Annotated in this window: 18 protein-coding genes; 17 read left to right on the forward strand and 1 reads right to left on the reverse strand. The window is 68.9% G+C overall.

Annotation, left to right across the window (positions count from 1 at the left end; all coding sequences use genetic code 11):
- The first annotated feature begins 1 nt into the window (after window position 1).
- The 17 genes from nuoF to dnaE all read left to right on the forward strand — a co-directional run bounded on the left by nuoF (window position 2) and on the right by dnaE (window position 22,942).
- A complete protein-coding gene (gene nuoF / locus ASG51_RS13015) occupies window positions 2-1,303 on the forward strand; it encodes an NADH-quinone oxidoreductase subunit NuoF (protein WP_056275233.1) in 1,302 nt (433 codons plus the stop codon).
- A gap of 45 nt (window positions 1,304-1,348) precedes the next feature.
- A complete protein-coding gene (gene nuoG, locus ASG51_RS13020; protein ID WP_056381239.1) occupies window positions 1,349-3,430 on the forward strand; it encodes an NADH-quinone oxidoreductase subunit NuoG in 2,082 nt (693 codons plus the stop codon).
- Between the two features lie 12 nt (window positions 3,431-3,442).
- Window positions 3,443-4,465: an NADH-quinone oxidoreductase subunit NuoH gene (gene nuoH / locus ASG51_RS13025; protein WP_056275240.1), complete on the forward strand. Its 1,023-nt coding sequence runs from the start codon at window positions 3,443-3,445 to the stop codon at window positions 4,463-4,465.
- Between the two features lie 24 nt (window positions 4,466-4,489).
- A complete protein-coding gene (gene nuoI, locus ASG51_RS13030; protein WP_056275243.1) occupies window positions 4,490-4,978 on the forward strand; it encodes an NADH-quinone oxidoreductase subunit NuoI in 489 nt (162 codons plus the stop codon).
- Window positions 4,979-5,195: 217 nt separating this feature from the next.
- Window positions 5,196-5,816, forward strand: a complete 621-nt coding sequence (locus tag ASG51_RS13035) for an NADH-quinone oxidoreductase subunit J (RefSeq protein ID WP_056214617.1) — start codon at window positions 5,196-5,198, stop codon at window positions 5,814-5,816.
- A gap of 43 nt (window positions 5,817-5,859) precedes the next feature.
- Window positions 5,860-6,165, forward strand: coding sequence for an NADH-quinone oxidoreductase subunit NuoK (gene nuoK / locus ASG51_RS13040; RefSeq protein WP_055947368.1), 306 nt, complete (start codon window positions 5,860-5,862; stop codon window positions 6,163-6,165).
- Window positions 6,166-6,313: 148 nt separating this feature from the next.
- Entirely contained in the window at window positions 6,314-8,407 is a 2,094-nt protein-coding gene (nuoL, locus tag ASG51_RS13045) for an NADH-quinone oxidoreductase subunit L (RefSeq protein ID WP_056275247.1), read from the forward strand.
- 31 nt (window positions 8,408-8,438) lie between these two features.
- Entirely contained in the window at window positions 8,439-9,962 is a 1,524-nt protein-coding gene (locus ASG51_RS13050; protein WP_056381241.1) for an NADH-quinone oxidoreductase subunit M, read from the forward strand.
- Window positions 9,963-9,974: 12 nt separating this feature from the next.
- The gene (nuoN, locus tag ASG51_RS13055; protein ID WP_056214627.1) at window positions 9,975-11,417 is read left to right on the forward strand and encodes an NADH-quinone oxidoreductase subunit NuoN; all 1,443 of its coding nucleotides are present in this window, start codon (window positions 9,975-9,977) and stop codon (window positions 11,415-11,417) included.
- 4 nt (window positions 11,418-11,421) lie between these two features.
- Window positions 11,422-12,201: a biotin--[acetyl-CoA-carboxylase] ligase gene (locus ASG51_RS13060; protein WP_056381243.1), complete on the forward strand. Its 780-nt coding sequence runs from the start codon at window positions 11,422-11,424 to the stop codon at window positions 12,199-12,201.
- Window positions 12,202-12,215: 14 nt separating this feature from the next.
- Entirely contained in the window at window positions 12,216-13,889 is a 1,674-nt protein-coding gene (locus ASG51_RS13065; protein WP_056214634.1) for a ribonuclease J, read from the forward strand.
- 273 nt (window positions 13,890-14,162) lie between these two features.
- A complete protein-coding gene (gene mce, locus ASG51_RS13070; RefSeq protein ID WP_056214637.1) occupies window positions 14,163-14,567 on the forward strand; it encodes a methylmalonyl-CoA epimerase in 405 nt (134 codons plus the stop codon).
- The gene (locus ASG51_RS13075) at window positions 14,564-14,908 is read left to right on the forward strand and encodes a DUF1467 family protein (protein WP_056214639.1); all 345 of its coding nucleotides are present in this window, start codon (window positions 14,564-14,566) and stop codon (window positions 14,906-14,908) included. Before mce ends, ASG51_RS13075 begins: the two co-directional genes overlap by 4 nt.
- 748 nt (window positions 14,909-15,656) lie before the next feature.
- Window positions 15,657-16,982 carry a proline--tRNA ligase gene (gene proS, locus ASG51_RS13080; protein ID WP_056381245.1) on the forward strand — a complete coding sequence of 442 codons (1,326 nt, stop codon included), beginning with the start codon at window positions 15,657-15,659 and terminating at the stop codon, window positions 16,980-16,982.
- A gap of 8 nt (window positions 16,983-16,990) precedes the next feature.
- Window positions 16,991-18,295: a lipoprotein-releasing ABC transporter permease subunit gene (locus ASG51_RS13085; RefSeq protein WP_056214648.1), complete on the forward strand. Its 1,305-nt coding sequence runs from the start codon at window positions 16,991-16,993 to the stop codon at window positions 18,293-18,295.
- A 13-nt stretch (window positions 18,296-18,308) separates the two neighbouring features.
- Window positions 18,309-19,022: an ABC transporter ATP-binding protein gene (locus ASG51_RS13090; protein WP_056352471.1), complete on the forward strand. Its 714-nt coding sequence runs from the start codon at window positions 18,309-18,311 to the stop codon at window positions 19,020-19,022.
- A gap of 410 nt (window positions 19,023-19,432) precedes the next feature.
- The gene (gene dnaE / locus ASG51_RS13095; protein WP_056381247.1) at window positions 19,433-22,942 is read left to right on the forward strand and encodes a DNA polymerase III subunit alpha; all 3,510 of its coding nucleotides are present in this window, start codon (window positions 19,433-19,435) and stop codon (window positions 22,940-22,942) included.
- A gap of 402 nt (window positions 22,943-23,344) precedes the next feature.
- Here the strand turns inward: dnaE and ASG51_RS13100 are convergent, their stop codons facing one another.
- Window positions 23,345-25,342: a HAMP domain-containing methyl-accepting chemotaxis protein gene (locus ASG51_RS13100; protein WP_056381249.1), complete on the reverse strand. Its 1,998-nt coding sequence runs from the start codon at window positions 25,340-25,342 to the stop codon at window positions 23,345-23,347.
- Between the last annotated feature and the right edge of the window lie 201 nt (window positions 25,343-25,543).

Raw genomic sequence — 25,543 nt, forward strand, 5'->3', positions numbered from 1 at the left:
CATGCTCGCCGATCAGGATCGCATCTTCACGAACCTCTACGGCCTGCATTCTCCCGGGCTCGAGGCCGCCAAGCAGCGCGGCGCCTGGGATGGCACCAAATTCCTGCTGGAAATGGGCCGCGACTGGATCATCGACGAGATGAAGCAGTCGGGCCTGCGGGGCCGTGGCGGCGCTGGCTTCCCCACAGGCCTTAAGTGGTCATTCATGCCCAAGAAGTCCGACGGGCGTCCGCACTACCTTGTGGTCAATGCCGACGAGTCCGAGCCGGGCACCTGCAAGGACCGGGAGATCATGCGGCACGATCCGCATCTCCTGATCGAGGGCTGCATGCTGGCATCCTTCGCGATGGCCGCGCATGCCTGCTACATCTACATCCGCGGCGAGTACGTCGCCGAGAAGCACGCCCTCCAGCGGGCGGTGGACGAGGCTTACGAGGCCCGCCTCGTCGGCAAGGACAATGTCCACGGCTATCCCTTCGACATCTACGTCCACCACGGCGCCGGCGCCTATATCTGCGGCGAGGAAACGGCGCTGCTGGAGAGCCTCGAAGGCAAGAAGGGCATGCCGCGCCTGAAGCCTCCATTCCCCGCCAATATGGGTCTTTATGGTTGCCCCACGACGGTCAACAACGTCGAATCCATTGCGGTGGCGGGCACCATCCTACGCCGCGGCGGCGCCTGGTTCGCCGGCCTCGGTGGCAAGAACAACACCGGCACCAAGCTGTTCTGCGTCTCGGGCCACGTCAACAAACCCTGCAACGTCGAGGAGGAACTCGGGATCACCTTCCGCGAACTCATCGACAAGCATTGCGGCGGCATGCGTGGCGGGTGGGACAACCTGCTCTGCTCGATTCCCGGCGGCTCCTCGGTGCCCCTGGTCCCGGCCGAGCAGATCATCGATGCCAAGATGGACTTCGACACGCTCAAGAACCTCGGCTCCGGCCTCGGCACGGCGGCGGTCATCGTGCTCGACAAGTCCACCGACATCGTCTCGGCGATCGCCCGCATCGCCTACTTCTACAAGCACGAGTCCTGCGGCCAGTGCACGCCCTGCCGCGAAGGCACGGGCTGGATGTGGCGCGTGATGCTGCGCATGGCGGAGGGCCGGGCCCAGCGCCGCGAGATCGACATGCTCCTCGACGTGACGAAGCAGATCGAGGGTCACACCATCTGCGCGCTCGGCGACGCGGCCGCCTGGCCGATCCAGGGTCTGATCCGGCACTTCCGTCCTGAGATCGAGAAGCGCATCGACCGCTACAGCGCCAACCCGCATTCCGATCCGGTGCCGATGGCGGCGGAGTGATCCGCCCCTCGCGCCGCCCTTAAGTTTCGAGACCGAGACCCACGCATGACCAAGATCGTCGTCGACGGCACCGAGGTCGATGTTCCGGCGGAGTACACGCTGCTCCAGGCCTGCGAGGCCGCAGGCGCGGAAATTCCGCGCTTCTGCTTCCACGAGCGGCTGTCCATCGCGGGCAATTGCCGGATGTGCCTCGTGGAGCTCAAGGGCGCTCCGAAGCCGGTGGCCTCCTGCGCCTATGCGGTGAAGGATTGCCGGCCCGGACCCAACGGCGAGCCGCCGGAGGTGCTGACGCGCTCGGGCCAGACGAAGAAGGCCCGCGAGGGGGTTATGGAGTTCCTCCTCATCAACCACCCGCTCGACTGCCCGATCTGCGACCAGGGCGGCCACTGCGACCTGCAGGACCAGGCAATGGCCTACGGCGTCGACTCGACCCGCTACGGGGAGAACAAGCGCGCCGTCGAGGAGAAGTACATCGGCCCGCTGGTGCGGACCGCCATGAACCGCTGCATCCACTGCACCCGCTGCGTCCGCTTCCTGGCGGAGGTCGCCGGCGTGCCGGATCTCGGCGCCATCGGGCGCGGCGAGGACATGGAGATCACGAGCTACCTCGAATCCGCCATGGGCTCGGAGCTTCAGGGCAACGTCGCCGACCTCTGCCCCGTGGGCGCCCTCGTCCACAAGCCGCAGAGCTACGAGGTGCGGCCGTGGGAGCTGTCGAAGACCGAATCCGTCGACGTGATGGACGCCGTCGGTTGCGCCATCCGGGTCGATGCCCGCGGGCGCGAGGTCATGCAGATCGAGCCGCGCGTGCACGAGGAAATCAACGAGGAGTGGATTTCCGACAAGACCCGCCACGCGGTGGATGGTCTGCGCACCCAGCGCCTCGACCGGCCCTACCTGCGCGAGAACGGCCGCCTGCGCCCTGCGTCCTGGGGTGAGGCGTTCGCCGCCATCGCGGCGAAGGTGAAGGGCACCGACCCCAAGCGCATCGGCGCGGTGGTGGGCGATCTCGCCGGCGTCGAGGAGATCTACGCGCTGAAGGCGCTGATGACCTCCCTCGGGGTGACGAGCCTCGACTGCCGCCAGACCGGCGAGGCGATCGACCCGGCCTGGGGCCGGGCCGCCTACACCCTCGGCACCGGCATCGCCGGGATCGAGGAGGCGGATGCGATTCTCCTCATCGGCACCAACCCGCGCCTGGAGGCCTCGCTCCTCAACGTGCGCATCCGCAAGCGCTGGCGCATGGGTCCCCTGGCGGTGGGCCTCATCGGCGAGCCCGTCGACCTGACCTATCCGCACACCTACCTGGGCGCCGGGCCGGAGACCCTGGCCGACCTCGCCTCCGGCCAGCACAGCTTCGCCGAGGCGCTGAAGGCGGCGAGCCGGCCGCTCGTCATCATAGGCACCGGCGCGCTGGCGCGGCCGGACGGCGCCGCGATCCTGGCCGCGGCGGCGAAGCTCGCGCGCGACATCGGCGCCGTGACGCCCGAGTGGAGCGGCTTCGGCGTGCTCCAGACCGCGGCGGCCCGGGTCGGTGCCCTCGATCTCGGCTTCGTGCCGGGGGAGGGCGGTCTGGACTTCGCGGGGATCGCGAAGGGCGGAAATCTCGACGTGGTATACAACTTGGGTGCCGACGAGGTCGCGCTGGATCCGGGTGCGTTCGTGATCTACCAGGGCACCCACGGCGACCAGGGCGCCACGCGGGCCGACGTCATCCTGCCGGGGGCGGCCTATACAGAGAAGAGTGCGACCTACGTCAACCTCGAGGGCCGGGTCCAGACTACCAACCGCGCCGGCTTCCCGCCGGGGGATGCCCGCGAGGATTGGGCGATCCTGCGCGCCCTGTCCGACGTGCTGGGCAAGCGCCTGGCCTTCGATTCGCTGGGGGCCCTGCGCCGGGCGCTCTATGCCGAGCATCCGCATTTCGCGGCCCTCGACGCCATCGCCCCGAGCGATGCGGTGGCCACCGTGGAGACCCTGTCGGGTCTCGGCGGCGAGCCGACCCGCACCGCTTTCAGCGCGGCGGTGCCGGACTTCTACCTCAGCAACGCGATCGCCCGCGCCTCGCGGGTGCTCGCCGAGTGTTCGAGCCTCGCCCGGGTGCGCGGCCTCGAAGCGGCCGAATAAGGATCTCCTGCGATGACCTTCTGGGAAGTCCTCGGCACCGTCCTGCTGCTGGCGCTCAAGAGCTTCGTGCTGCTGGCGCTGCTGCTCGTCTTCATCGCCTACGCGCTGCTGGCCGACCGCAAGATCTGGGCGGCGGTGCAGCTCCGGCGCGGCCCGAACGTGGTCGGGCCCTGGGGCCTGTTCCAGTCCTTCGCCGATCTCCTGAAATTCGTCCTGAAGGAACCGGTCATCCCGGCCGGCGCCAACAAGGCGCTGTTCCTGCTGGCGCCCCTGGTCTTCGCCACCCTGGCGCTGGCCGCCTGGGCGGTGATTCCCCTGGCCGAGGGCTGGGCCATCGCCGACCTCAACGTCGGCATCACCTACATCTTCGCGATCTCGTCGCTGGGCGTCTACGGCGTGCTGATGGGCGGCTGGGCCTCGAACTCGAAATACGCCTTCCTGGGTGCCCTCCGGTCTGCCGCGCAGATGATCTCCTACGAGGTCTCCCTCGGCTTCGTCATCATCTGCGTCCTGCTCTGCGCGGGCTCCCTCAACCTCTCGCGCATCGTCATGGCGCAGGACACCAGCCTCGGCATCCTGGGCTGGTACTGGCTCTGGCTGTTCCCGATGTTCGTGGTGTTCTTCATCTCGGCGCTGGCCGAGACGAACCGCCCGCCCTTCGACCTGCCGGAGGCCGAATCTGAACTCGTGGCCGGCTACATGGTCGAGTATTCGTCGACGCCGTACCTGCTGTTCATGCTGGGCGAGTACGTGGCCATCATGACCATGTGCGCGCTCGGCACGGTGCTGTTCCTCGGCGGCTGGCTCTCCCCGATCCCGTTCGCGCCCTTCACCTGGGTGCCGGGCCTGATCTGGTTCGCCCTCAAGGCCAGCTTCCTCTTCTTCATGATCGCCATGGTGAAGGCCATGGTGCCGCGCTACCGCTATGACCAGCTCATGCGCCTCGGCTGGAAGGTGTTCCTGCCGCTCTCGCTGGTCTCGGTCATCGTCGTCGCCTTTGTCCTCAAGCTCACCGGCCTCGCGCCGGGCGCCTGACAACCCCTCACGGAGATCCGAGCCATGAAGCTCGATCAGGTCGCTCAGGGTCTGCTGCTGAAGGAGTTCGCGTCCGGGTTCGTCCTGGCGATGAAGTACTTCTTCAAGCCGAAGGCCACGATCAACTACCCCTTCGAGATGGGCCATCGCGGCCCGCGCTTCCGGGGGGAGCACGCCCTGCGCCGCTACCCCAACGGCGAGGAGCGCTGCATCGCCTGCAAGCTGTGCGAGGCGATCTGCCCCGCCCAGGCCATCACCATCGAGGCGGGCCCGCGCCGCAACGACGGCACCCGCCGCACGACCCGCTACGACCTCGACATGGTCAAGTGCATCTATTGCGGTATGTGCCAGGAGGCCTGCCCGGTGGACGCGATCGTAGAAGGGCCGAATCTCGAGTTCTCGGTCGAGACCCGCGAGGAGCTCCTCTACGACAAGGAGAAGCTCCTCCTGAACGGCGACCGCTGGGAGCGCGAGATCGCCCGCAACCTCGCGGTGGACGCGCCCTACCGCTGAGCGCGCGCTCCCGCCGGGCGGATCCTCTTGCCGGGCGCATCCTTCGCGCGGCCCGCGGACGAGACATCAGGGGCGATTCCGTTCCCACGGAGTCGGCCGGACCCCGCCGAGGCGGTTGTGCGCCGCAGGGGTGGGTTCTATAGACGGGCGGCCGGTGGGCCGTGGCACAATTTCGGCAGAAGGGGCCGTCCTCGGGACGGCTGATCTCTAGAATCGCATGAGCGCAGCCGCTGCCTTCTTCTACCTGTTCGCAGGTGTGACCATCGCCTCGGGCTTCATGGTGATCGCCTCGCGCAATCCCGTGGCCTCCGTGCTCTTCCTCATCCTGGCCTTCGTGAACGCTGCCGGGCTGTTCGTGATGATGGGCGCCGAGTTCCTGGCGATGATCCTGGTGGTCGTCTACGTCGGCGCGGTGGCGGTGCTGTTCCTGTTCGTCGTGATGATGCTCGACGTGGATTTCGCCCAGCTGCGCCAGGGCTTCCAGCAATACCTGCCCATCGGCGCGCTCATCGGCGCGGTCTTCCTGATCGAGCTGCTGCTCGTGGTGGGCTCCTGGACCATCGATCCGGGCCTCGTGCAGGCGCCCCTCGGCCCGGTCGCCAGCGCCGAGGCGGTGACCAACACCCAAGCGCTGGGCCGGGTGCTCTACACGGACTACGTCTTCTTCTTTCAGCTCGCCGGCCTGATCCTGCTCGTCGCGATGATCGGCGCCATCGTGCTGACCCTGCGCGACCGACCGGGCGTCAAGCGCCAGAACATCGCCGTCCAGAACGCGCGCACGCAGACCATGGCGGTGGAAACCCGCAAGGTGCCCTCGCGCCAGGGCGTGGAAGTCTAATGGCCGGCGGACCTCGAACGGCAGAGACCGGGAGCCACATCCGATGATCGGCCTGAGCCATTACCTGACGGTCGCCGCGATCCTGTTCACGCTGGGGGTGCTCGGCATCTTCGTGAACCGCAAGAACGTCATCGTCATCCTGATGTCCGTTGAGCTGATCCTGCTGGCGGTGAACATCAATCTCGTCGCCTTCTCCACCCACCTCAACGACATCACCGGCCAGGTCTTCGCCCTGTTCGTGCTGACGGTCGCGGCGGCGGAGGCGGCCATCGGCCTCGCCATCCTCGTCGTGTTCTTCCGAAACCGCGGTTCGATCGCGGTGGAGGACGTCAACATGATGAAGGGCTGACGCGGGACCGCGACGCCACCCGATTCGACGCCCGGCAGCGCGGTGCGCGCGCCGCCGGGGCGGTGACACGAACCCCACAGGGCGCCGCTCGGGCTCCCCGCGCAGCGCGCGGGGACCGGGCGCACCCAGGAGGCCGGACAAGCCAGCGATGTATCACGCGATCGTCTTCCTCCCGCTCGTCGGCGCGCTGCTCGCCGGCCTGTTCGGCCGCCAGCTCGGCCCGAAGCTCAGCGAGGGCATCACCACCGGCCTCCTCGCCTTCTCGGCGCTTCTGTCCTGGGGCGCCTTCCTGGAGGTGCCGGGCACCGAGCACGCCACCCGCGTGCAGGTGGCCACCTGGTTCACCGCCGGCGACCTCGTGGTCGACTGGGCCTTCCGCATCGACACCCTGACGGTGATCATGCTGGTGGTGGTGACCTCGGTCTCGACCCTCGTGCACCTCTATTCCATCGGCTACATGGAGGAGGATCCGCACCGGCCGCGCTTCTTCGCCTACCTGTCGCTCTTCACCTTCGCCATGCTGATGCTGGTGACGGCCGACAACCTCGTGCAGATGTTCTTCGGCTGGGAGGGCGTCGGCCTCGCCTCCTACCTGCTGATCGGGTTCTGGTACGAGAAGCCTTCCGCCAACGCCGCGGCCATGAAGGCCTTCATCGTCAACCGCGTCGGCGATTTCGGGTTCTCGCTGGGCATCTTCCTCGTCTTCGTGCTGACGGGCTCGATCGCCTTCGACGGCATCTTCGCCCGCGCGCCCGAGATCAAGGACGCGACCTTCCACTTCCTGGGCTACGACTGGAACGCCCTGACCCTCGCCTGCCTGCTGCTGTTCATGGGCGCCATGGGCAAGTCGGCCCAGTTCCTGCTGCACACCTGGCTGCCGGACGCGATGGAGGGGCCGACCCCCGTCTCCGCGCTGATCCACGCCGCCACCATGGTGACGGCCGGTGTCTTCATGGTGGCGCGCCTGTCGCCGCTGTTCGAGCTCGCCCCCAACGCCCTCGTCGTGGTCACGGTCATCGGCGGCATCACGGCGTTCTTCGCGGCCACGATCGGCCTCGTGCAGAACGACATCAAGCGCGTGATCGCCTACTCGACCTGCTCGCAGCTGGGCTACATGTTCGTGGCGCTCGGCGTCGGCGCCTACTCAGCGGCCGTCTTCCACCTCTTCACCCACGCCTTCTTCAAGGCGCTGCTGTTCCTCGGGGCCGGCTCGGTCATCCACGCGATGCACCACGAGCAGGACATGCGGAACATGGGGAACCTGCGCCGCTACATCCCCTTCACCTCGGCGATGATGACCATCGGCACCCTGGCGCTGATCGGCTTCCCCTTCACGGCGGGCTATTATTCGAAGGACGCCATCATCGAGGCGGCCTACGCCTCGACGCGGCCCGGGCACACCCTGGCCTTCATCTGCACCGTCGTCGCCGCCCTGATGACCTCGTTCTATTCCTGGCGCCTGTTCTTCATGACCTTCGAGGGACCGGCCCGCTGGGCCGGCCACGGGGCGCACCACGACGACGCCCACGCGGTGGCGCATGCCGCCGCCTCGACCCAGGCCGACGGCGCCCCGGGCCACCACGAGGGCGTCGCCCACGACGATCACGGCCACGACGTCGAGCCGGCCTCGCACAGCGCCATCGAGCACCACGACCATGCGCACACCCCGCATGAGAGCCCGCTGGTGATGACGATCCCCCTCGGCATCCTGGCCTTCGGCGCGCTCTTCGCCGGCCTGATCTTCAAGAACCGGTTCATCGGCGAGGGCATGGACTCGTTCTGGGGCCACGCCCTCGGCCACGGCCCCGACAACCACATCATGCACGACATCCACGCGGTGCCGGCGCTGGTGGCCTATTCGCCCTTCATCATGATGCTGATCGGCTTCGTGCTGGCCTACTGGATGTATATCCGCCGGCCGGAACTGCCGGGCCAGCTCGCCGCCCAGCAGCCGAGCCTGTACCGGTTCCTCCTCAACAAGTGGTACTTCGACGAGCTCTACGACCGGATCTTCGTCCGCCCGGCCAAGGACTTCGGCAAGTTCCTCTGGAAGGAGGCCGACGGCCGCGTCATCGACGGCATGGGCCCGGACGGCATCGCCACCCGCGTCCTCGACGTGACCCGCGGCGTGGTCCGCTTCCAGACCGGCTACGTCTACCACTACGCCTTCGTCATGCTCGTCGGCGTCGCCGCCCTCATCAGCTGGTACATGCTGACCGGCTTGCCCAAGGTCGCCCATTGATGGCCGCCGTCACGTATCGGAGCGCCCGCTCATGTTAGGCCTCGGAATCCTGTCCGGCCTGCTCATCGTGCCGCTCTGCGGCGCGGCCTTCATCCTCACCCTGGGCGAGGAGACGGAAGCCGCGAAGCGCAACGCCCGCTGGGCCGCACTCATCACCACGCTCGCCACCTTCCTGCTCTCGCTGGTGGCCTGGGGCCGCTACGACGCGACCACGGCGAACTTCCAGCTCGTCGAGACCCATGCCTGGCTGAGCGAGGCCACCCGGTTCAAGCTCGGCGTCGACGGCTTCTCGATGCCGCTGATCCTCCTGACCACCTTCCTGATGCCGTTCTGCATCGGCGCCTCGTGGCTCTCGGTGAACGTCCGGGTGAAGGAGTACTTCGTCGCCTTCCTCGTCCTCGAGACGACGATGATCGGCGTGTTCTGCGCCCTCGACCTGGTGCTGTTCTACCTGTTCTTCGAGGCCGGCCTGATCCCGATGTTCCTCATCATCGGCATCTGGGGCGGCAAGCGGCGCATCTACGCCAGCTTCAAGTTCTTCCTCTACACCCTGCTCGGCTCGGTGCTGATGCTGCTCGCCATCATGGCGATGTACTGGCACGCCGGCACCACCGACATCCCGACCCTGCTGCACACCCGCTTCCCCGTGGAACTGCAGACCTGGCTCTGGCTGGCTTTCTTCGCCTCCTTCGCGGTGAAGATGCCGATGTGGCCGGTCCATACCTGGCTGCCCGACGCGCACGTGGAGGCGCCCACCGCCGGCTCGGTGATCCTGGCGGGCATCCTCCTGAAGATGGGCGGCTACGGCTTCATCCGGATCTCGCTGCCGATGTTCCCGGACGCGAGCCACGCCTTCGCCCCGATGGTGTTCGCGCTCTCGGTGATCGCCATCATCTTCACCTCGCTGATCGCCCTGATGCAGTCCGACATCAAGAAGCTCATTGCCTACTCCTCGGTGGCGCATATGGGCTTCGTGACGCTGGGCCTCTTTACGATGAACGAGCAGGGCATCCAGGGCGCGCTGTTCCTGATGATCTCGCACGGCATCGTGTCGGGCGCGCTCTTCCTCTGCGTCGGCGTGGTCTACGACCGGATGCACACCCGCGAGATCGCGGCCTATGGCGGCCTCGTGAAGCGGATGCCCCTCTACGCGGCGGCCATGATGGTCTTCACCATGGCCAATGTCGGCCTGCCCGGCACCTCCGGCTTCGTGGGCGAGTTCCTCGCCATGATGGGCGCCTTCCGGGCCAACCCGACGGTGGCGTTCTTCTCGGTCTTCGGCATCATCCTGTCGGCCGGCTACGCCCTCTGGCTCTATGCCCGCGTGATCTACGGCAAGCTCGAGAAGCCCAACCTGCAGGGCATCCTCGACCTGGACCTGCGCGAGAAGATCATCATCGCGCCGCTCGTCGCCCTGACGATCTATTACGGCGTCCACCCGGCCCCCGTGCTCGACACCTTCGCGCCCTCCACGGACGCGTTGATGCAGAGCATGCGGACCGCGCTCTCGAACACGCAGACCGCCGCGGCCACCCTGCCGCCCGCGTCGCGCTGAAGGCTTGACCCGATGAACGCCGCTCAGATCGTCCTGCCCGCGCTCGGGCCCGCCCTGCCGGAGCTGATCCTCAGCGTCGGCGTGCTGGTGCTGATCCTCTACGGTGCGTTCCGGGGCGAGCGCTCCGCCGAGGGCGTCAACGTCGGGGCCCTGATCCTGCTGGTGGTGGCGCTGTTCGCGGTCATGTCCCAGTCGGGCGCCAAGGTCACGACCCTGAACGGCTCCTTCATCGTCGACAACTTCTCCAAGGTGATGAAGGCCCTGATCCTGCTGGGCTCTGCGGCCACGATCCTGCTCTCGCGCGACTATTTCCAGCGAGAGCGCATCGACCGGTTCGAGTTCCCGATCCTGCTGATCCTCTGCACCATCGGCATGATGGTCATGGCCTCGGCCAACGACCTGATCGCGCTCTATCTCGGCCTTGAGCTGCAGTCGCTCGCCGCCTACGTCATCGCGGCCTTCCATCGCGACAACCTGAAGTCGACGGAAGCCGGGCTGAAGTACTTCGTCCTCGGCGCGCTCTCCTCGGGCATGCTGCTCTACGGCGCCTCCCTGGTCTACGGCTTCACCGGCACCGTCTCGTTCCCCGGCATCGTCGCGGCGCTGGACGGCACCGCGGGCTTCGGCATCGTGCTCGGCATCGTCTTCGTGGCGGCCGGCGTCGCCTTCAAGCTCGCGGCGGTGCCGTTCCACATGTGGACGCCCGACGTCTACGAGGGCTCGCCGACCCCCGTGACCGCCTTCTTCGCCTCGGCGCCCAAGATGGCCGCCATGGCGATGACGGTGCGCCTCTTCATCGGCGCCTTCCCGGACGTGACCGCGATCTGGCAGCAGATCATCGTCTTCGTGGCGATCGCCTCGATGGCGCTGGGCTCCTTCGCCGCCATCGGCCAGCGCTCCCTAAAGCGCCTGATGGCCTATTCCTCCATCGGCAATGTCGGCTACGCCCTGGTGGGCCTCGCCGCCGGCTCGCAGGAGGGCATCAGCGGCGTGGTCGTCTACATGATCATCTACCTGGCGATGACGCTGGGGGCCTTCGCGGTGCTGCTGTCGCTGCGCCGCGGCGGCCGGATGTTCGAATCCGTCGACGACCTCGCCGGGCTGTCGCGCACTCATCCGGTCATGGCCTTCTGCCTCGCCGCGATGATGTTCTCGCTGGCCGGCATCCCGCCGCTGGCGGGGTTCTTCGCCAAGTACTACGTCTTCCTCGCGGCCATCAAATCGGGCCTCGTCGCCCTGGCGATCATCGGCGTGGTCACCAGCGTGGTGGGCGCGTTCTACTACCTGCGCCTCGTCAAGGTGATGTATTTCGACGAGCCGGTCGCCGCCTACGAGCCGATGCCGCCGGGGGCCCGCATCGTCCTCGCCCTGGCGAGCCTGGTCGTGGTGTTGCTCGGGATCGTGCCGGGTCCCATCGTGGGCGCCGCGGGTGCGGCCGCCAAGTCGCTGTTCTAGGTCCTTGAGCGGCTACGTCCTCGGCACCCGGGCGCGGGCGGAGGGGCACCGCCTCCACGTCCACGAAAGCCTCGGCTCCACCAACACCGAGGCGCTGGCGCGCTTCCGCGACGGCGAGGCCGGGCCGCTCTGGGTGGTGGCGCGGCGGCAGGAGGCCGGACGGGGCCGGCGCGGCAACAGCTGGCTGTCCGAGCCCGGAAACCTGACCGCGAGCCTGCTCTGGCCCGTGGACGACGTGGAGCCCGGCTTGGTGCCGACCCTCGGCTTCGTCGCCGGCCTCGCCGTGGTCTCCGCCCTCGCGGCGGCCGGCGTCACCGGGTGCCGCCTGAAGTGGCCGAACGACGTCCTGGCCTCGGGCGCCAAGCTGGCGGGGCTCCTGTTGGAGGCCGAGAGCCGGCCCGGCGGGCGCCGTGCGGTGGTGATGGGCTTCGGTGTCAATGTCGCTGCGACGCCGCAGGGCTTGCCTTATCGCGCCACGTGCCTCAGGCAGATGCGGTACGACACGCGCGCCGAGGATCTGTTCGTCCACCTGACGGACGGAATCATCGACGCCGCGCGGCTTTGGGCGTGTGGCCACGGATTCGCGAGGATCCGCGAGCGCTGGATCGCGGACGCGGCCGGAATCGGCGCGCCGGTTTCGGTGCGCATGGGCGACACGTCCGTACAAGGAATTTTCGAGACGATCGACGAGGCAGGGCGGCTCGTGGTCCGATCGGAGGATGGGACGCGACGGACCGTGACGGCGGGCGAGGTGCATCTGGGAACGGCCGCGACGGCGGCTTGAGGTTTGGACGGACAATGACGACAGGGCAAGACGAACTCGTCTTCGTGCCGCTCGGCGGCGTGGGCGAGATCGGCATGAACGCGGCGCTCTACGGCTTCGGCCCCCCGAAGCGGCGCAAATGGATCATGGTCGATTGCGGCATGGGCTTCGCCGGCGAGGAGGGATTCCCCGGCATCGACCTGATGTTCCCGGATCTCAGCTTCATCGAGGAGCGCAAGGACGACCTCCTCGCCATCTTCATCACCCACGCGCACGAGGACCATATCGGCGCGATCGGTGAGCTGTGGCCCAAGCTCAAGGCGCCCGTCTACGCGACGCGCTTCGCCAAGAACCTTCTGGAGGCCCGCCGCCTCAGCGAGCCGGGCGCGCCCAAGGTGATCCTCAAGGAGATCCAGGCCGGCCGCCGGGTGCAGGTCGGTCCGTTCGAGATCGAGTACGTGCCGGTCTCGCACTCGATCCCCGAGTCGAACGCGGTCGCCATCCGGACGCCGCACGGCCTCCTGCTCCACACCGGCGACTGGAAGCTCGATCCGACCCCGATCCTCGGCGACGTGACCTCGGAGACCGCCTTCCGGGCGCTCGGCGACGAGGGCATCCTGGCGATGATCAGCGATTCGACCAACGTCGTGCGCGAGGGGCGTTCCCCGAGCGAGGCGGAGGTCGCCGCCACCCTGCGCGAGCTCATCGCCGACGCCCCCCACCGGGTCGCGGTGACGACCTTCGCCTCCAACGTCGCGCGCATGCGGGCCGTGGCCGAGGCCGCCCAGGCCTGCGGCCGCGAGGTCGTCGCGGTCGGCCGCGCCATGGACCGGGTCATCGCGGTCGCCCGCGAGTGCGGCTTCCTCGACGGGCTGCCCGAGTTCCGGTCGTCGGACAGCTACGGCTACCTGCCGCGCGACAAGGTCGTGGCCCTGCTCACCGGCTCGCAGGGCGAGGAGCGGGCCGCGCTCGCCCGCGTCTCGCGCGACGACCATCCGGACATCACCCTCGCCGCCGGCGACCGCGTCATCTTCTCCTCGCGGGCGATCCCCGGCAACGAGCGGGCGGTGGGCGCGATCATCAACGACCTCGTCAATGCCGGCATCGAGGTGGTCACCGACCGCACCAAGCTCGTCCACGTCTCGGGCCACCCCCGGCGCGACGAGATGGCGGAGATGTATGCCTGGACCCGGCCGCAGACCGCGATCCCGGTCCACGGCGAGGCCCTGCACCTCGACGAGCACGCCCGCTTCGCCCGGGACCAGGGCGTTCCGAACATCGTCAAGGCCCGCAACGGCAGCGTCGTGCGCCTCGCGCCCGGCACGCCGGAGATCGTCGACCACGTCAAGGCCGGGCGCCTGTTCAAGGACGGCAACGTCCTGATCGACGCCAAGGACCGGGCCATCCCCGAGCGCCGCAAGCTCTCGCAGGCCGGCCTCGTCTCGGTGGCCATCGCCATCGACGTCCAGGGCGAGATCCTGGGGGAGCCCGCGATCGACATCATCGGCCTGCCCAATCGCGGCCGGACCGGCCAAGCGATGCTCGACGTCGTCGTGGAGTGCGTGTCGCGCACGCTCTCGGGGCTGTCGAAGCCCAAGCGCAAGGACGCCGAGGGCGTCGAGAAGGCCGTCGACCGCGCGATCCGCTCCGCGGTGAACGAGGTCTGGGGCAAGAAGCCCGCCTGCCACGTGCAGGTGGTCGAGGTCTAATGGGCGAACCCTCCCCCCTCTGCGGGGGAGGGGTGTCGCCGATGCGGGTGGGTTGCGCGGGACGTCGGCGCGCAGCACACCGTCATCTCGGGGCCGCGCAGCGGAGCCCGGGATCCAGAACCATAGGTTTCGTCGCGTCCGGCACCGTCGGCAGCTCTGGATTCCCGGGCTCGCCTGCGGCGCCCTGGAATGACGCCGCGGTGCCATCGATATCGCCCGCTTCGACGGGGGAGGGGTGGCGGTCGGGATTGAGGGAAGGAAGGGGAGGACACCATGATCGGACGCCTGAACCATGTCGCCATCGCGGTCCGCGATCTCGACGCTGCCTGCGCCATCTACCGGGACACCCTCGGGGCCACCGTGACGGAGCCGCTGCCGCAGCCCGAGCACGGCGTCACCGTGGTGTTCGTCAACCTGCCCAACAGCAAGGTCGAGCTGATGGCGCCGCTGGGCGCGGGCTCGCCCATCGAGAGCTTCGTCGAGCGCAACCCCAACGGCGGCGTCCATCACGTCTGCTACGAGGTCGACGACATCATCGCCGCCCGCGACAAGCTCAAGGCCCAGGGCGCGCGCGTCCTCGGCACCGGCGAGCCGAAGATCGGCGCCCACGGCAAGCCCGTTCTCTTCCTCCACCCGAAGGACTTCCTCGGCACCCTCGTCGAGCTGGAACAGGTCTGAGCCGGATGGGCGCCGTCCTCCAAGCCCTGGCAGCCTCCACCCTGCGCACCGTCGGCGTGATGGTGGTGGTGCTCGCCGGGGTGGTCGCCCTCGCGGTGGGCCTGTTCAAGCTCTCGGTGTTCGGCGCGCTCGCCCTCTACTTCGTGGTCTGGTGGACCCTGCTCTTCGTCATCCTGCCCCTCCGCAACCAGGTGGAGACCGACCCGGAGCGGATCGTGCCCGGCCAGGATCCCGGGGCGCCCGCCGTCCCGCGCCTGCGCGAGAAGGCGATCTTGACCTCGCTTCTGGCGAGCGTCGTCTTCCTGGTGGCGATCCAGGTCTTCGAGCTGGCCGGCCTCTGAGGGGGTTCGGCGTGGTCCGGTCGAACCGGACGTGAGTCCGCGCACGGACGTAAGGTCACGCCGCCGTCGTCTTCCAGACCGGGCGCGTCGCTGCCCCCGCGAAGAACGGACGTCGCGCACGCGGGACATCGAACCACGGCCGCAGTGACAGCACCGCGTCATTCCGGGGCGGCGCAGGCGAGCCCGGAATCCAGAACCGCCGACGGTGCAAGGTCTTGCGCCACCTGTGTTTCTAGATCCCGCGTTCCGCTGCGCGGCCCCGGGATGACGGCGCGTCGGCGTGAGACGTCGGTCGGACCGCGACGCAGTGGCGACAGCCTCGCGCAAGCGTCGAGACATAAAAAAAGCAAGGCCTAAGCCTTGCTTTTATGAAGATGGTCGTTTGCTCAGCCTCGATTGTCTCACGCATTGCTGACGGCGTGGCGGCTGAAATTCCTCCCGAGACTCGGACCGTGTGGCGCCACTGCTTGGGCGGCGCATCCATCACGGACGCGCTTATAGGAACAACAATTCTCATTGTCACCTGCTTCGTGAGACATTCCTGCGCTTTTCTACCGGAATGGGAGGCGGCGCTTGCGGGCGGAGCCTGGCGTGCGGGCAACGTTCGGCCGGACCACCCTGCCTCCTGACGGCGAAACGCCACGCGGCGGACCCGTGTCACCCCTCCGCGCTTGTGTTTTCCCGATGCAATGTGTTGTGTGCCCCGGCGTACCGCCGACCCGCTGGCACGCTGTTTCCAGGGCCTTTCATGCGTCTCTCCCGCTACTTCCTGCCGACCTTGCGCGAGACGCCCAAGGAGGCCGAGATCGTCTCCCACCGCCTCATGCTGCGCGCCGGGCTCGTGCGCCAGGAGGCCGCCGGCATCTATGCCTGGCTGCCGCTGGGCCTGCGCGTCCTGAACAGGGTCTGCGCGGTGATCCGCGAGGAGCAGGACCGGGCGGGCGCCATCGAGATCCTGATGCCGGCGATCCAGTCGGCCGAGCTCTGGCGGGAATCCGGCCGCTACGAGGCCTACGGCAAGGAGATGCTCCGCATCTCCGACCGCCACGACCGCGAGATGCTGTTCGGCCCCACCGCCGAAGAGGTCGTCACTGAGATCTTCCGCGGCAGCGTGCGCTCCTACAAGGACCTTCCGAAGAACCTCTACCAGATCTCCTGGAAGTTCCGCGACGAGGTCCGGCCGCGCTTCGGCACCATGCGCTCGCGCGAGTTCCTCATGAAGGACGCCTATTCCTTCGACATCGACCAGGCCGCCGCCCGCCACGCCTACAACCGGATGTTCGTGGCCTACCTGCGCACCTTCGCGGGCCTCGGCCTGAAGGCGATCCCGATGCGGGCCGACACGGGTCCGATCGGCGGCGACCTCAGCCACGAGTTCATCATCCTGGCCCAGACCGGCGAGAGCGAGGTCTACTGCGACAGCCAGTACCTCGATTTCGAGGTCCCGCCGGTGACCACCGACTTCGAGGACGTCGCCGCGCTCCAGGGCACCGTCGACCGCTGGACCTCGCTCTACGCCGCCACCTCCGAGATGCACGAGCCGGCGGCCTTCGCCGAGGTGCAGGCCGACAAGCAGATGGCTGCGCGCGGCATCGAGGTCGGGCACATCTTCTACTTCGGCACCAAGTATTCCGAGCCCATGGGCGCCAAGGTCACCGGTCCCGACGGCGTCGAGCGCCCGGTCCACATGGGCTCCTACGGGATCGGCCCGAGCCGCCTCGTGGCGGCGATCATCGAGGCTTCCCACGACGAGGCCGGGATCATCTGGCCCGACGCGGTGGCGCCCTTCGACGTGGCGCTGATCAACCTCAAGACGGGCGATGCCGCCACCGACGCCGCCTGCGGCGAGATCCAGGCCACCCTCGAGGCGGCCGGCTTCAGCGTGCTCTACGACGACCGCGACGAGCGCCCGGGCGCCAAGTTCGCCACGGCCGACCTCATCGGCCTGCCCTGGCAGGTCATCGTCGGCCCCCGCGGCCTCGCGGAGGGCAAGGTGGAGCTGAAGCGTCGGGCCGGCGGCGAGCGCGAAAGCATCGCCCCGATCGATCTGCTCGCCCGCCTGAAGCGGCTCTGAGGCACCCCATGGCGGCGACCCTCACGGACAGGCTTGCGGGCCTTCGCGCCCGGTTCCGGCGCGGGAGCACGCCCCCCTTCGCCGGGTTCGAGTGGATCATCGCCGGGCGCTACCTGCGGGCCCGGCGCCGGGGCGGCGGCGTCTCCGTGGTGGCGTTCTTCTCGCTCCTCGGCATCGCCCTGGGCGTCGCCACGCTGATCATCGTGCTCTCGGTGATGAACGGCTTCCGCACCGAGCTCCTGTCGAAGATCGTTGGCATCAACGGCCACGTCTTCGTCGCCCCGATCGACAAGCTCTTCACCGACTATGCCGACCTGTCCGAGCGCCTGTCGAAGGTCGCCGGGGTGCGGGCGGCGATCCCCCTGGTGGAGGGGCAGGCCTTCGCCTCCTCGCCCTATGGCGGCGCCGGCAGCGGCGTGCTGGTCCGCGGCATCCGGGGCGAGGACCTCGACAAGATCGGCGCCATCGCGAGCAACATCAAGGGCGGCAGCCTGGAGGGCTTCGACGACGGGTCGGGCGTCGCCATCGGCCGGCGCCTGGCCGAATCCCTCGGCGTCCAGGCCGGCGACCAGATCAACCTGCTGACGCCGAAGGGCGCCTCGACGCCGTTCGGCACGGCGCCGCGCACCAAGGGCTACACCATCAAGGCGATCTTCGAGATCGGCATGACCGAGTTCGACTCGACCTTCGTGTTCATGCCCCTGACGGAGTCCCAGGCCTTCTTCAACCGGGACGCCGATGTCAGCCTGATCGAGATCTACCTCGACAATGCCGAGGCGGTGGGCACGATGCGGCCCGACCTCGAGATGGCGGCCGAGCGCCCGGTGCTCCTCACCGACTGGCGCCAGCGCAACCGGACCTTCTTCGGCGCCCTGGAGGTGGAGCGGAACGTGATGTTCCTGATCCTCAGCCTTATCGTCGTGGTCGCGACCCTGAACATCATTTCGGGACTGATCCTGCTCGTGCGCGACAAGTCCAGCGACATCGCCATCCTGCGCACCATGGGGGCGACCCCCGGCACCATCATGCGGGTGTTCCTCATCAACGGCGCGCTGATCGGCGTGGTGGGGACCCTGAGCGGGCTGGCCCTCGGCATCCTGATCACGATGAACATCAAGGGGATCCAGCGGGTGCTGTTCCCCTCCGCCTGGGACCCCACGGTGCGCTTCCTGGCCGAGATCCCGGCCGAGATGAACGCCAACGAGATCACCGTGGTGGTCGTCACCTCCATCGCCCTGTCGCTGATCGCGACGCTGTATCCCTCGTGGCGCGCCGCCCGGCTCGATCCGGTGCAGGCCCTGCGCTACGGTTGAGGCCCGAGCATCCATGACCACGACAGCCGAGGCGCCCGGCGCGCAGCCGGTCCCGGCCCTGTTCTTCGCCAAGGTGGAGCGGCGCTACGCCCAAGGGGCCGGCGCCCTCGAGATCCTGCGCCAGGCGGATTTCGCGATCTGGCCGGGCGAGCTCGTCGCCCTGGTGGCGCCCTCGGGGGCCGGCAAGAGCACGCTGCTGCACCTCGCCGGCCTGCTGGAGCGCCCCGACGGCGGCGAGATCTACATCGGCGGCCGTCCGACCGCCGCGATGGTGGATTCCGAGCGCACCCGCCTGCGGCGCGAGGAGATGGGCTTCGTCTACCAGTTCCACCACCTCCTGCCGGAATTCTCGGCCCTGGAGAACGTGGTGATGCCGCAGCTGATCCGCGGGCTCTCGCAGCGCGAGGCGCGGGCGCGGGCGGACGAACTCCTGAGCTTCCTCGGCCTCAAGGAGCGCCTCCAGCACCGGCCGGCCGAACTCTCGGGCGGCGAGCAGCAGCGCGTCGCCATCGCCCGCGCGGTCGCCAACGGCCCGCGCCTGCTCCTGGCCGACGAGCCCACCGGCAACCTCGATCCGCACACCGCCGCCCACGTCTTCGGCATCCTGGTGGCGCTGGTGCGCGCCTCCGGCCTCGCCGCGCTGATCGCCACCCACAACATGGATCTCGCCGCCCGCATGGACCGGCGCGTGACGATCCGGGACGGGCTGATCGAGCAGCTGCCCTGAGGGCCGGGCACGGATATCAATGGCGGCGGATCGCTGGACCGCGGAGGTCCGACGCCTTCGCGTGAGCACGCGGAGCCGATCCGCGACCGCTGGCCAAGGCGACGGGATTTACCGGGCCGTAACCACGATGCGGTGCGCCGACGAGTTTCGCTTTACATAGAACAAAACAAGAACAAAACTCGGGGCGTCAACGAAAGGCGAGGCCCATGTTCAAGCGGATGATCCTGACGGGTGCGGTCGAGTTCATGGCCTTCGGGCTCCTGGCGATGTCCATCGCCGCCTGGGCTGTCGCACTGGCGCCCTTGCGTTAGCGTTGCGACGGGGTCACAGGGGTCGTGCGGTCCACAGGGAAACGCGTCCGGGCCCCGAATTCTCATGGATTGGAAACCACGACTCGGGCTGGTGGTCTCATGGCGCGCATCCTGAAAGACCCGGCTTACGTCCACCTCCACGTTCACTCGTCGTTCTCCCTACTGGAAGGGGCCCTGAAGGTCGGGGACATCGTGAAGGCGGCGCTCGCCGACCGGCAGCCGGCCCTGGCGCTCACCGACACCAACAACCTGTTCGGGGCGCTGGAATTCTCCGAGAAGGCCGCCGGCGCCGGCCTCCAGCCGATCCCGGGCCTCCAGCTCACCGTCGCCTTCGAGGCGCCCGATCCGATGGCGCGCGTCGGGCAGGGCCAGGCCGGCTGCGCCAACATCGTCGTGCTGGCGAAGGACGAGACCGGCTACGGCAACCTGCTGCGTCTGGCGAGCCGCGCCTATTTCGACGGGGCGCTGGGCGACGCCCCCCGGGTCGGCGTCGAGGCCCTGGCCGAGTCGAGCGCCGGCCTGATCGCCCTGACGGGCGGTTCCACCGGGCCCCTCGACAGCGCCCTGCGGCAGGGCCGGGCCGAACTCGCCGCCGGCCGCCTGGCGCAGCTGCGCGCGGCCTTCGGCGAGGACGGCCTCTACGTCGAGATCCTGCGCCACGGGCTGCCCGACGAGCGCATGGTCGAGCGGGAATTGCTGCGGCTCGCCGACACGAACGGCCTTTCGGTGGTGGCCGCCAACGAGCCGTTCTTCGCCCGGGAGGGCGACTACGACGCCCACGACGCGCTGCTGGCCATCGCGGACGGCCGTCTAGTCTCGGACGACCGCCGCCGCAAGCTGACCCCGCGCCACGGCTTCAAGACCCGCGCCGAGATGGCCGCGCTCTTCGCCGACCTGCCGGACGCCCTGAACGCCACCGTCGAGATCGCCATGCGCTGCGCCTACCGCGTGCGCACCCGCAAGCCGATCCTGCCGAATTTCGGCGTGGTCGCCGCCTTCGACGCCGCCGCCCCCGAGGGCACCCCCGAAGTCCCGGCGGCGCCCCCCCTCGACGAGCCGGCGGAGCTGCGCCGGCAGGCGGAGGCCGGCCTCGAACGGCGCCTCGCCCAGCACGGCACCGCGCCCGGCATGTCCGAGCAGGTCTATCGCGACCGCCTCGCCTTCGAGCTCGACGTCATCGTCGGCATGAAGTTTCCCGGCTACTTCCTGATCGTGTCGGACTTCATCAAGTGGGCCAAGGACCACGACATCCCGGTGGGGCCGGGCCGCGGCTCCGGCGCCGGCTCCCTGGTGGCCTGGTCGCTCCTCATCACCGACCTCGACCCGCTGCGCTTCGGCCTGCTGTTCGAGCGCTTCCTCAACCCCGAGCGCGTCTCGATGCCGGATTTCGACATCGACTTCTGCGTCGAGGGCCGCGAGCGGGTGATCAGTTACGTGCAGCAGCGCTACGGCGAGCGGCAGGTGGCGCAGATCATCACCTTCGGCACCCTGCTGGCCCGCGGCGTGCTGCGCGACGTCGGCCGCGTGCTGGAGATGCCCTACGGGCAGGTCGACAAGCTGACCAAGCTCGTGCCGCAGAACCCGGCCAATCCCGTCACCCTGGTCCAGGCCATCGAGGGCGAGCCGAAGCTCCAGCAGGCGATCGAGGAGGAGCCGATCGTCGCCCGGCTCATGGAAATCTCGAAGAAGCTCGAGGGCCTGCACCGGCACGCCTCGACCCACGCCGCCGGCGTGGTCATCGGCGACCGTCCCCTCGAACAGCTGGTGCCGCTCTACCGCGACCCGAAGACCGGCATGCGGGTGACCCAGTTCAACATGAAGTGGGTCGAGGCCGCGGGCCTGGTGAAGTTCGACTTCCTCGGCCTGAAGACCCTGACGCTGCTGCGCTGCTGCACGGACTTCCTGGCCCGGCGCGGCATCATCGTGGATCTCGCCTCGCTGCCCCTCGACGACCCGGCGACCTACGCGCCGATGAAGCGCGGCGAGACGGTGGGCGTGTTCCAGGTGGAATCGGCCGGCATGCGCAAGGCCCTGGTCGAGATGCAGGCCGACCGCTTCGAGGACATCATCGCCCTGGTGGCGCTCTACCGCCCGGGCCCCATGGCCAACATCCCGGTCTATTGCGAGCGCAAGCTCGGCCGCGATGCCGGCAACGAGGCGAGCTGGTACCCGCACGAGAAGCTGGAGCCGATCCTCAAGGAGACCTTCGGCATCATCGTCTACCAGGAACAGGTGATGGAGGTGGCCAAGGTCCTGGCCGGCTACTCGCTCGGCGAGGCCGACATGCTCCGCCGCGCCATGGGCAAGAAGATCAAGGCCGAGATGGACGCCCAGCGCGACCGCTTCGTGAAGGGCTGCGTCGAGCGCGACCTCACCAAGGCCAAGGCCAACGAGATCTTCGACCTGCTCGCCAAGTTCGCCGATTACGGCTTCAACAAGTCGCACGCCGCCGCCTACGCCCTGCTGACCTACCAGACCGCCTACCTCAAGGCGAACCACCCGGTGGAGTTCCTGGCCGCCGCGATGCAGCTCGACATCGACGTCACCGACAAGCTGGCGGAGTTCCGCCAGGACGCCCAGCGCCTGAAGATCACCGTCGAGCCGCCCTCGATCAACACCTCGGGCGTCGGCTTCGAGGTGCGCGAGGGGCGCATCCACTACGCGCTCGCGGCGATCAAGGGCGTGGGCCGGGGGGCGGTCGAGGCCCTGATCGAGGCCCGGGGGGACCGGCCCTTCAAGGATCTCGCCTGCCTCGCCCGCCGCCTCAACCCGCGCATGCTCAACAAGCGCACCCTGGAGAACCTCGTGGCGGCCGGCGCCATGGACACCATCGAGCCGGATCGCGCCCGGGCCTGCGCCGCCATCGAACCGATGATGAAGCTGGCGCAAGGGGCGGCCGAGGCGGCCAGCACCGGCATCGAGGACATGTTCGGCGGCATCACCGCCGCCGACGTCACCCTGCGGGTGCCGCCCTACGACCCCTGGCCGATGGCCGACAAGCTGAAGAAGGAATACGAGGCGATCGGCTTCTTCCTGTCGGGCCATCCCCTCGACGAGTACGGCGACCTCCTCGGCAAGCTCCGGGTTCAGACCTGGGCCGAGTTCTGCCGCGCCGTCCGGGCCGGCACCACCAGCGTGGGCCGCGTGGCGGCCTCGGTGCTCGACCGCTCGGAGCGCCGGACCAAGACCGGCAACAAGCTCGGCATCGTCATCCTGTCCGACCAGACCGGGCATTTCGAGGCGATCATCTTCTCGGAGGGCCTCGGCCAGTACCGCGAGATCCTCGAGCCGGGCCGGCCGCTGGTGCTCCAGCTCCAGGCCAACCTCGAGGGCGAGGACGTGCGCGCCCGCATCATGACCGCCGAGCCCCTCGACGTGGCGGTGGCCCGCCACCAGAAGGGCATGCGCGTCTACCTGCAGGACGAGCGCCCGATCCCATCCGTACAGCAGCGCCTGCAGGTGCGCGGGGAGGGCGAGGTCTCCCTGATCCTCCTCCTCGACGGCGCCCGCGAGGTCGAGGTCAAGCTGCCGGGCCGGTACCAGGCGACGCCCCAGATCGCCGGAGCGCTCCGGGCGGTGCCGGGTGTGGTGCAGGTCGAGGTGAACTGAGGCGCCGGCCCGGCCCTCGGGCACCGGGCCTCGCATCGGCCGGGCCGGGAGCCCGACCGACGCTTCCGCTCATCCGGTCTTGGACGGTCTTCGGTAGATTCCTTCGGCGCCTCTCGCGCAGGTCCCCCTCCTGGAGGGAGAGGAACAGGTTAAGGCGCGTGACCACGTCGGAGGGGCGAACCCCTCACCCCAACCCTCTCCCGGATGAAAGCGAGGGCCTGTTTCGACCCACCCCACCTGAGGGATCGCGCGGACGCCCTCTCGCATCGGACCCGATCGATCCCTCGGCATGCCGGGCTTCGGGAGGCCGGATCCGGGCTCCGATCAGGGGGTGCGCGGGCCTGTCCTGCGCGCCCCCGACTTAGCCCGATCAAGGCCCCGGTGTGAGTAAGCGGAGCCGTCTCACGCCGCGCGGATGGCGGCGAGGAAGCCCTCGACCTCCTGGCGCACGGTCACCGACTGGACCGAGAGTTCGCCCGCCGCCATCAGCACCTGCTGGGCCGCGGAGCCGGTGTCGCCGGAGGCGGCGAGGACCTGGGCGACGTTCGTCGAGACGTCCTTCGTCCCGCGGGCCGCTTCGGCCGCGTTGCGGGAGATCTCGCCGGTGGCCGCCGTCTGCTCCACCACCGTCGCGGCGATGCTCTCGGTGATCGCGTTCACCGACACGATGGTCTGGCCGATCTGACGGATGGCCGCGACGGCCTGGGCGGTGGCCTGCTGGATCGCCGCGATCTGCCCGCCGATCTGGTCGGTGGCCCGGGCGGTCTGGCCGGCGAGTTCCTTGACCTCGGCGGCCACCACCGCGAAACCCCGGCCCGCCTCGCCGGCGCGGGCCGCCTCGATGGTGGCGTTGAGCGCCAGCAGGTTGGTCTGGCTGGCGATGCCGGAGATCATCGTCACGGCCTCGCCGATCCGGTCGGCGGCCTGGATCAGGCTGCCCATGCTGGCGTCCGTCGCTTCCGCCTCCCGGGCCGCGGCGCCCGCGGCGGCGTTCGATTGCTGAACCTGGCGCTCGATCTCGTGCAGGGAGGCGACCATCTCCTCGGCGGCCGCCGCCACGGTCTGCACGTTGGTCGCGGTTTCCTGGGCGGCCGCGCTGGAGGCGAGGGCCTGCCCGCTGGTGCTCTCCGCCACCTGGGTCATCGACCGGGCCGTGGCGTCGAGCTCGGTCGCCGCGGAGGTGACGATGCCGATGCTGCCCGAGATGGTCCGCTCGAAGCTCTGGACGAGTTCGTCGACCCGGTCCGCCCGGCGCTGGCGCGCCGACTGCGCGGCGACCTGCTGCGCCTCCAGGTCGATGCGCGCGATGGCGTTCTGGCGGAACACGTCGACGGCCTTGGCCATCGCGCCCATCTCGTCCCCTGCCGCCTGCGCGGGCACCGTGACGGCCGTCTCGCCGGCGGCCAGCCGGCTCATCGCATCCGTCATGCCGGAGATCGGCCGGATGATGCTGCGGGCGATCAGGACGGCGAGGGCGCCGCCGAGCGCCAGCGCCAGGCCGACGAAGGCCAGCTGAAGGGTCCGGGCACGGGTCACGCTCGCGTCCGTGTCGGCGAGAATTGCGTTCACCGCCGTCTCGATCTTCGCCCGGACCCCCAGGCCCGCCTGGATCAGGGCCGTCGCATGGGGTTTCAGCGTGTCGTCATGGGCCGCCCGCGTCGCCTCGATGGCGGATGCCGCCGCCTTGAAGGCGTCGATGTAGGCCGCGACCGTGTCCTGCAACCGCGTGATCGGACCCGCGAACGCGCCGCCCGCGTCGAGCGCCCTCAGCGTCGCGATGGCGGCCTCGGCCTTCTGGCTGTTCGCGGCGAAGGTCGCGGGCCCCTGAGGATCGCGGGTGGCCAGGAAGCGCCAGTTCGCGACCCGCATCAGCAGCACCGCGCTGTCGACCGTCGCGACCTGAGCGATCTGCGTGGAGGAGCCGCTCTGACGGATGTCGGCGATCAGGAGGCCGCTCACGCGCGTGAGCTCGTCGCCGGTCCGGAACAGCTTGGTCTGGCCGTCCGACAGCGCCCGGCCGGCCTGTGCGAGGCGCTGGATGTCGTCCTTCAGGACGCCGGACTGGTCGCGCATGTTGGCGTAGATGGCGCGCCGCTCCTCCGACACCGCGATGTCGACCTGGCGCTGGAGGACGGTGGCGATGGCCTGGCGCGTCTGCTCGACCTGGTCGATCTGATCGGGCGTCTGGCTCGCCTGCAGATCCAGAGCCTGCCCGGACAGGCGTTCCGCGAGGCCGTTCATCGCGTAGACGTTGCGTGCTCCCTCCTCGAGGCGGGCGACCCGTGCGTATTCGGCCACGATGGAGCCGAGCTGATACTGCGCGGTCAGGCCGATCCCGCCTGTGATCAGGATCAGGCTGCCGAATCCGGCGTAGAGGCGAGCGCGGATACCGTATGTCATCGAGAGGCCTGATCTGTGATGTGGGATGTCCTCTTCTATAAGACAACGAACAATAAGAATGTATTAAATGACATTATCGGTCTGTATTGCCAGATCTGAGCGAACTATATTGGTTCATCTATCGGATCGCGATGAGCGTTTTTTGTCCAGTCTTGGCGTGCGCCACCGATCGCGAGCGGAACCGGGCGACGGGGGCGACCG

The organism is Methylobacterium sp. Leaf465, assembly GCF_001424705.1.
GTDB lineage: Bacteria > Pseudomonadota > Alphaproteobacteria > Rhizobiales > Beijerinckiaceae > Methylobacterium.

Bases quoted from the DNA above. Each gene is read 5' to 3' on its own strand.
- nuoF (WP_056275233.1), top strand. From the start codon at position 2: ATGCTCGCCGATCAGGATCGCATCTTCACGAACCTCTACGGCCTGCAT.
- nuoG (WP_056381239.1), top strand. From the start codon at position 1,349: ATGACCAAGATCGTCGTCGACGGCACCGAGGTCGATGTTCCGGCGGAG.
- nuoH (WP_056275240.1), top strand. From the start codon at position 3,443: ATGACCTTCTGGGAAGTCCTCGGCACCGTCCTGCTGCTGGCGCTCAAG.
- nuoI (WP_056275243.1), top strand. From the start codon at position 4,490: ATGAAGCTCGATCAGGTCGCTCAGGGTCTGCTGCTGAAGGAGTTCGCG.
- ASG51_RS13035 (WP_056214617.1), top strand. From the start codon at position 5,196: ATGAGCGCAGCCGCTGCCTTCTTCTACCTGTTCGCAGGTGTGACCATC.
- nuoK (WP_055947368.1), top strand. From the start codon at position 5,860: ATGATCGGCCTGAGCCATTACCTGACGGTCGCCGCGATCCTGTTCACG.
- nuoL (WP_056275247.1), top strand. From the start codon at position 6,314: ATGTATCACGCGATCGTCTTCCTCCCGCTCGTCGGCGCGCTGCTCGCC.
- ASG51_RS13050 (WP_056381241.1), top strand. From the start codon at position 8,439: ATGTTAGGCCTCGGAATCCTGTCCGGCCTGCTCATCGTGCCGCTCTGC.
- nuoN (WP_056214627.1), top strand. From the start codon at position 9,975: ATGAACGCCGCTCAGATCGTCCTGCCCGCGCTCGGGCCCGCCCTGCCG.
- ASG51_RS13065 (WP_056214634.1), top strand. From the start codon at position 12,216: ATGACGACAGGGCAAGACGAACTCGTCTTCGTGCCGCTCGGCGGCGTG.
- mce (WP_056214637.1), top strand. From the start codon at position 14,163: ATGATCGGACGCCTGAACCATGTCGCCATCGCGGTCCGCGATCTCGAC.
- proS (WP_056381245.1), top strand. From the start codon at position 15,657: ATGCGTCTCTCCCGCTACTTCCTGCCGACCTTGCGCGAGACGCCCAAG.
- ASG51_RS13085 (WP_056214648.1), top strand. From the start codon at position 16,991: ATGGCGGCGACCCTCACGGACAGGCTTGCGGGCCTTCGCGCCCGGTTC.
- ASG51_RS13090 (WP_056352471.1), top strand. From the start codon at position 18,309: ATGACCACGACAGCCGAGGCGCCCGGCGCGCAGCCGGTCCCGGCCCTG.
- dnaE (WP_056381247.1), top strand. From the start codon at position 19,433: ATGGCGCGCATCCTGAAAGACCCGGCTTACGTCCACCTCCACGTTCAC.
- ASG51_RS13100 (WP_056381249.1), bottom strand. From the start codon at position 25,342: ATGACATACGGTATCCGCGCTCGCCTCTACGCCGGATTCGGCAGCCTG.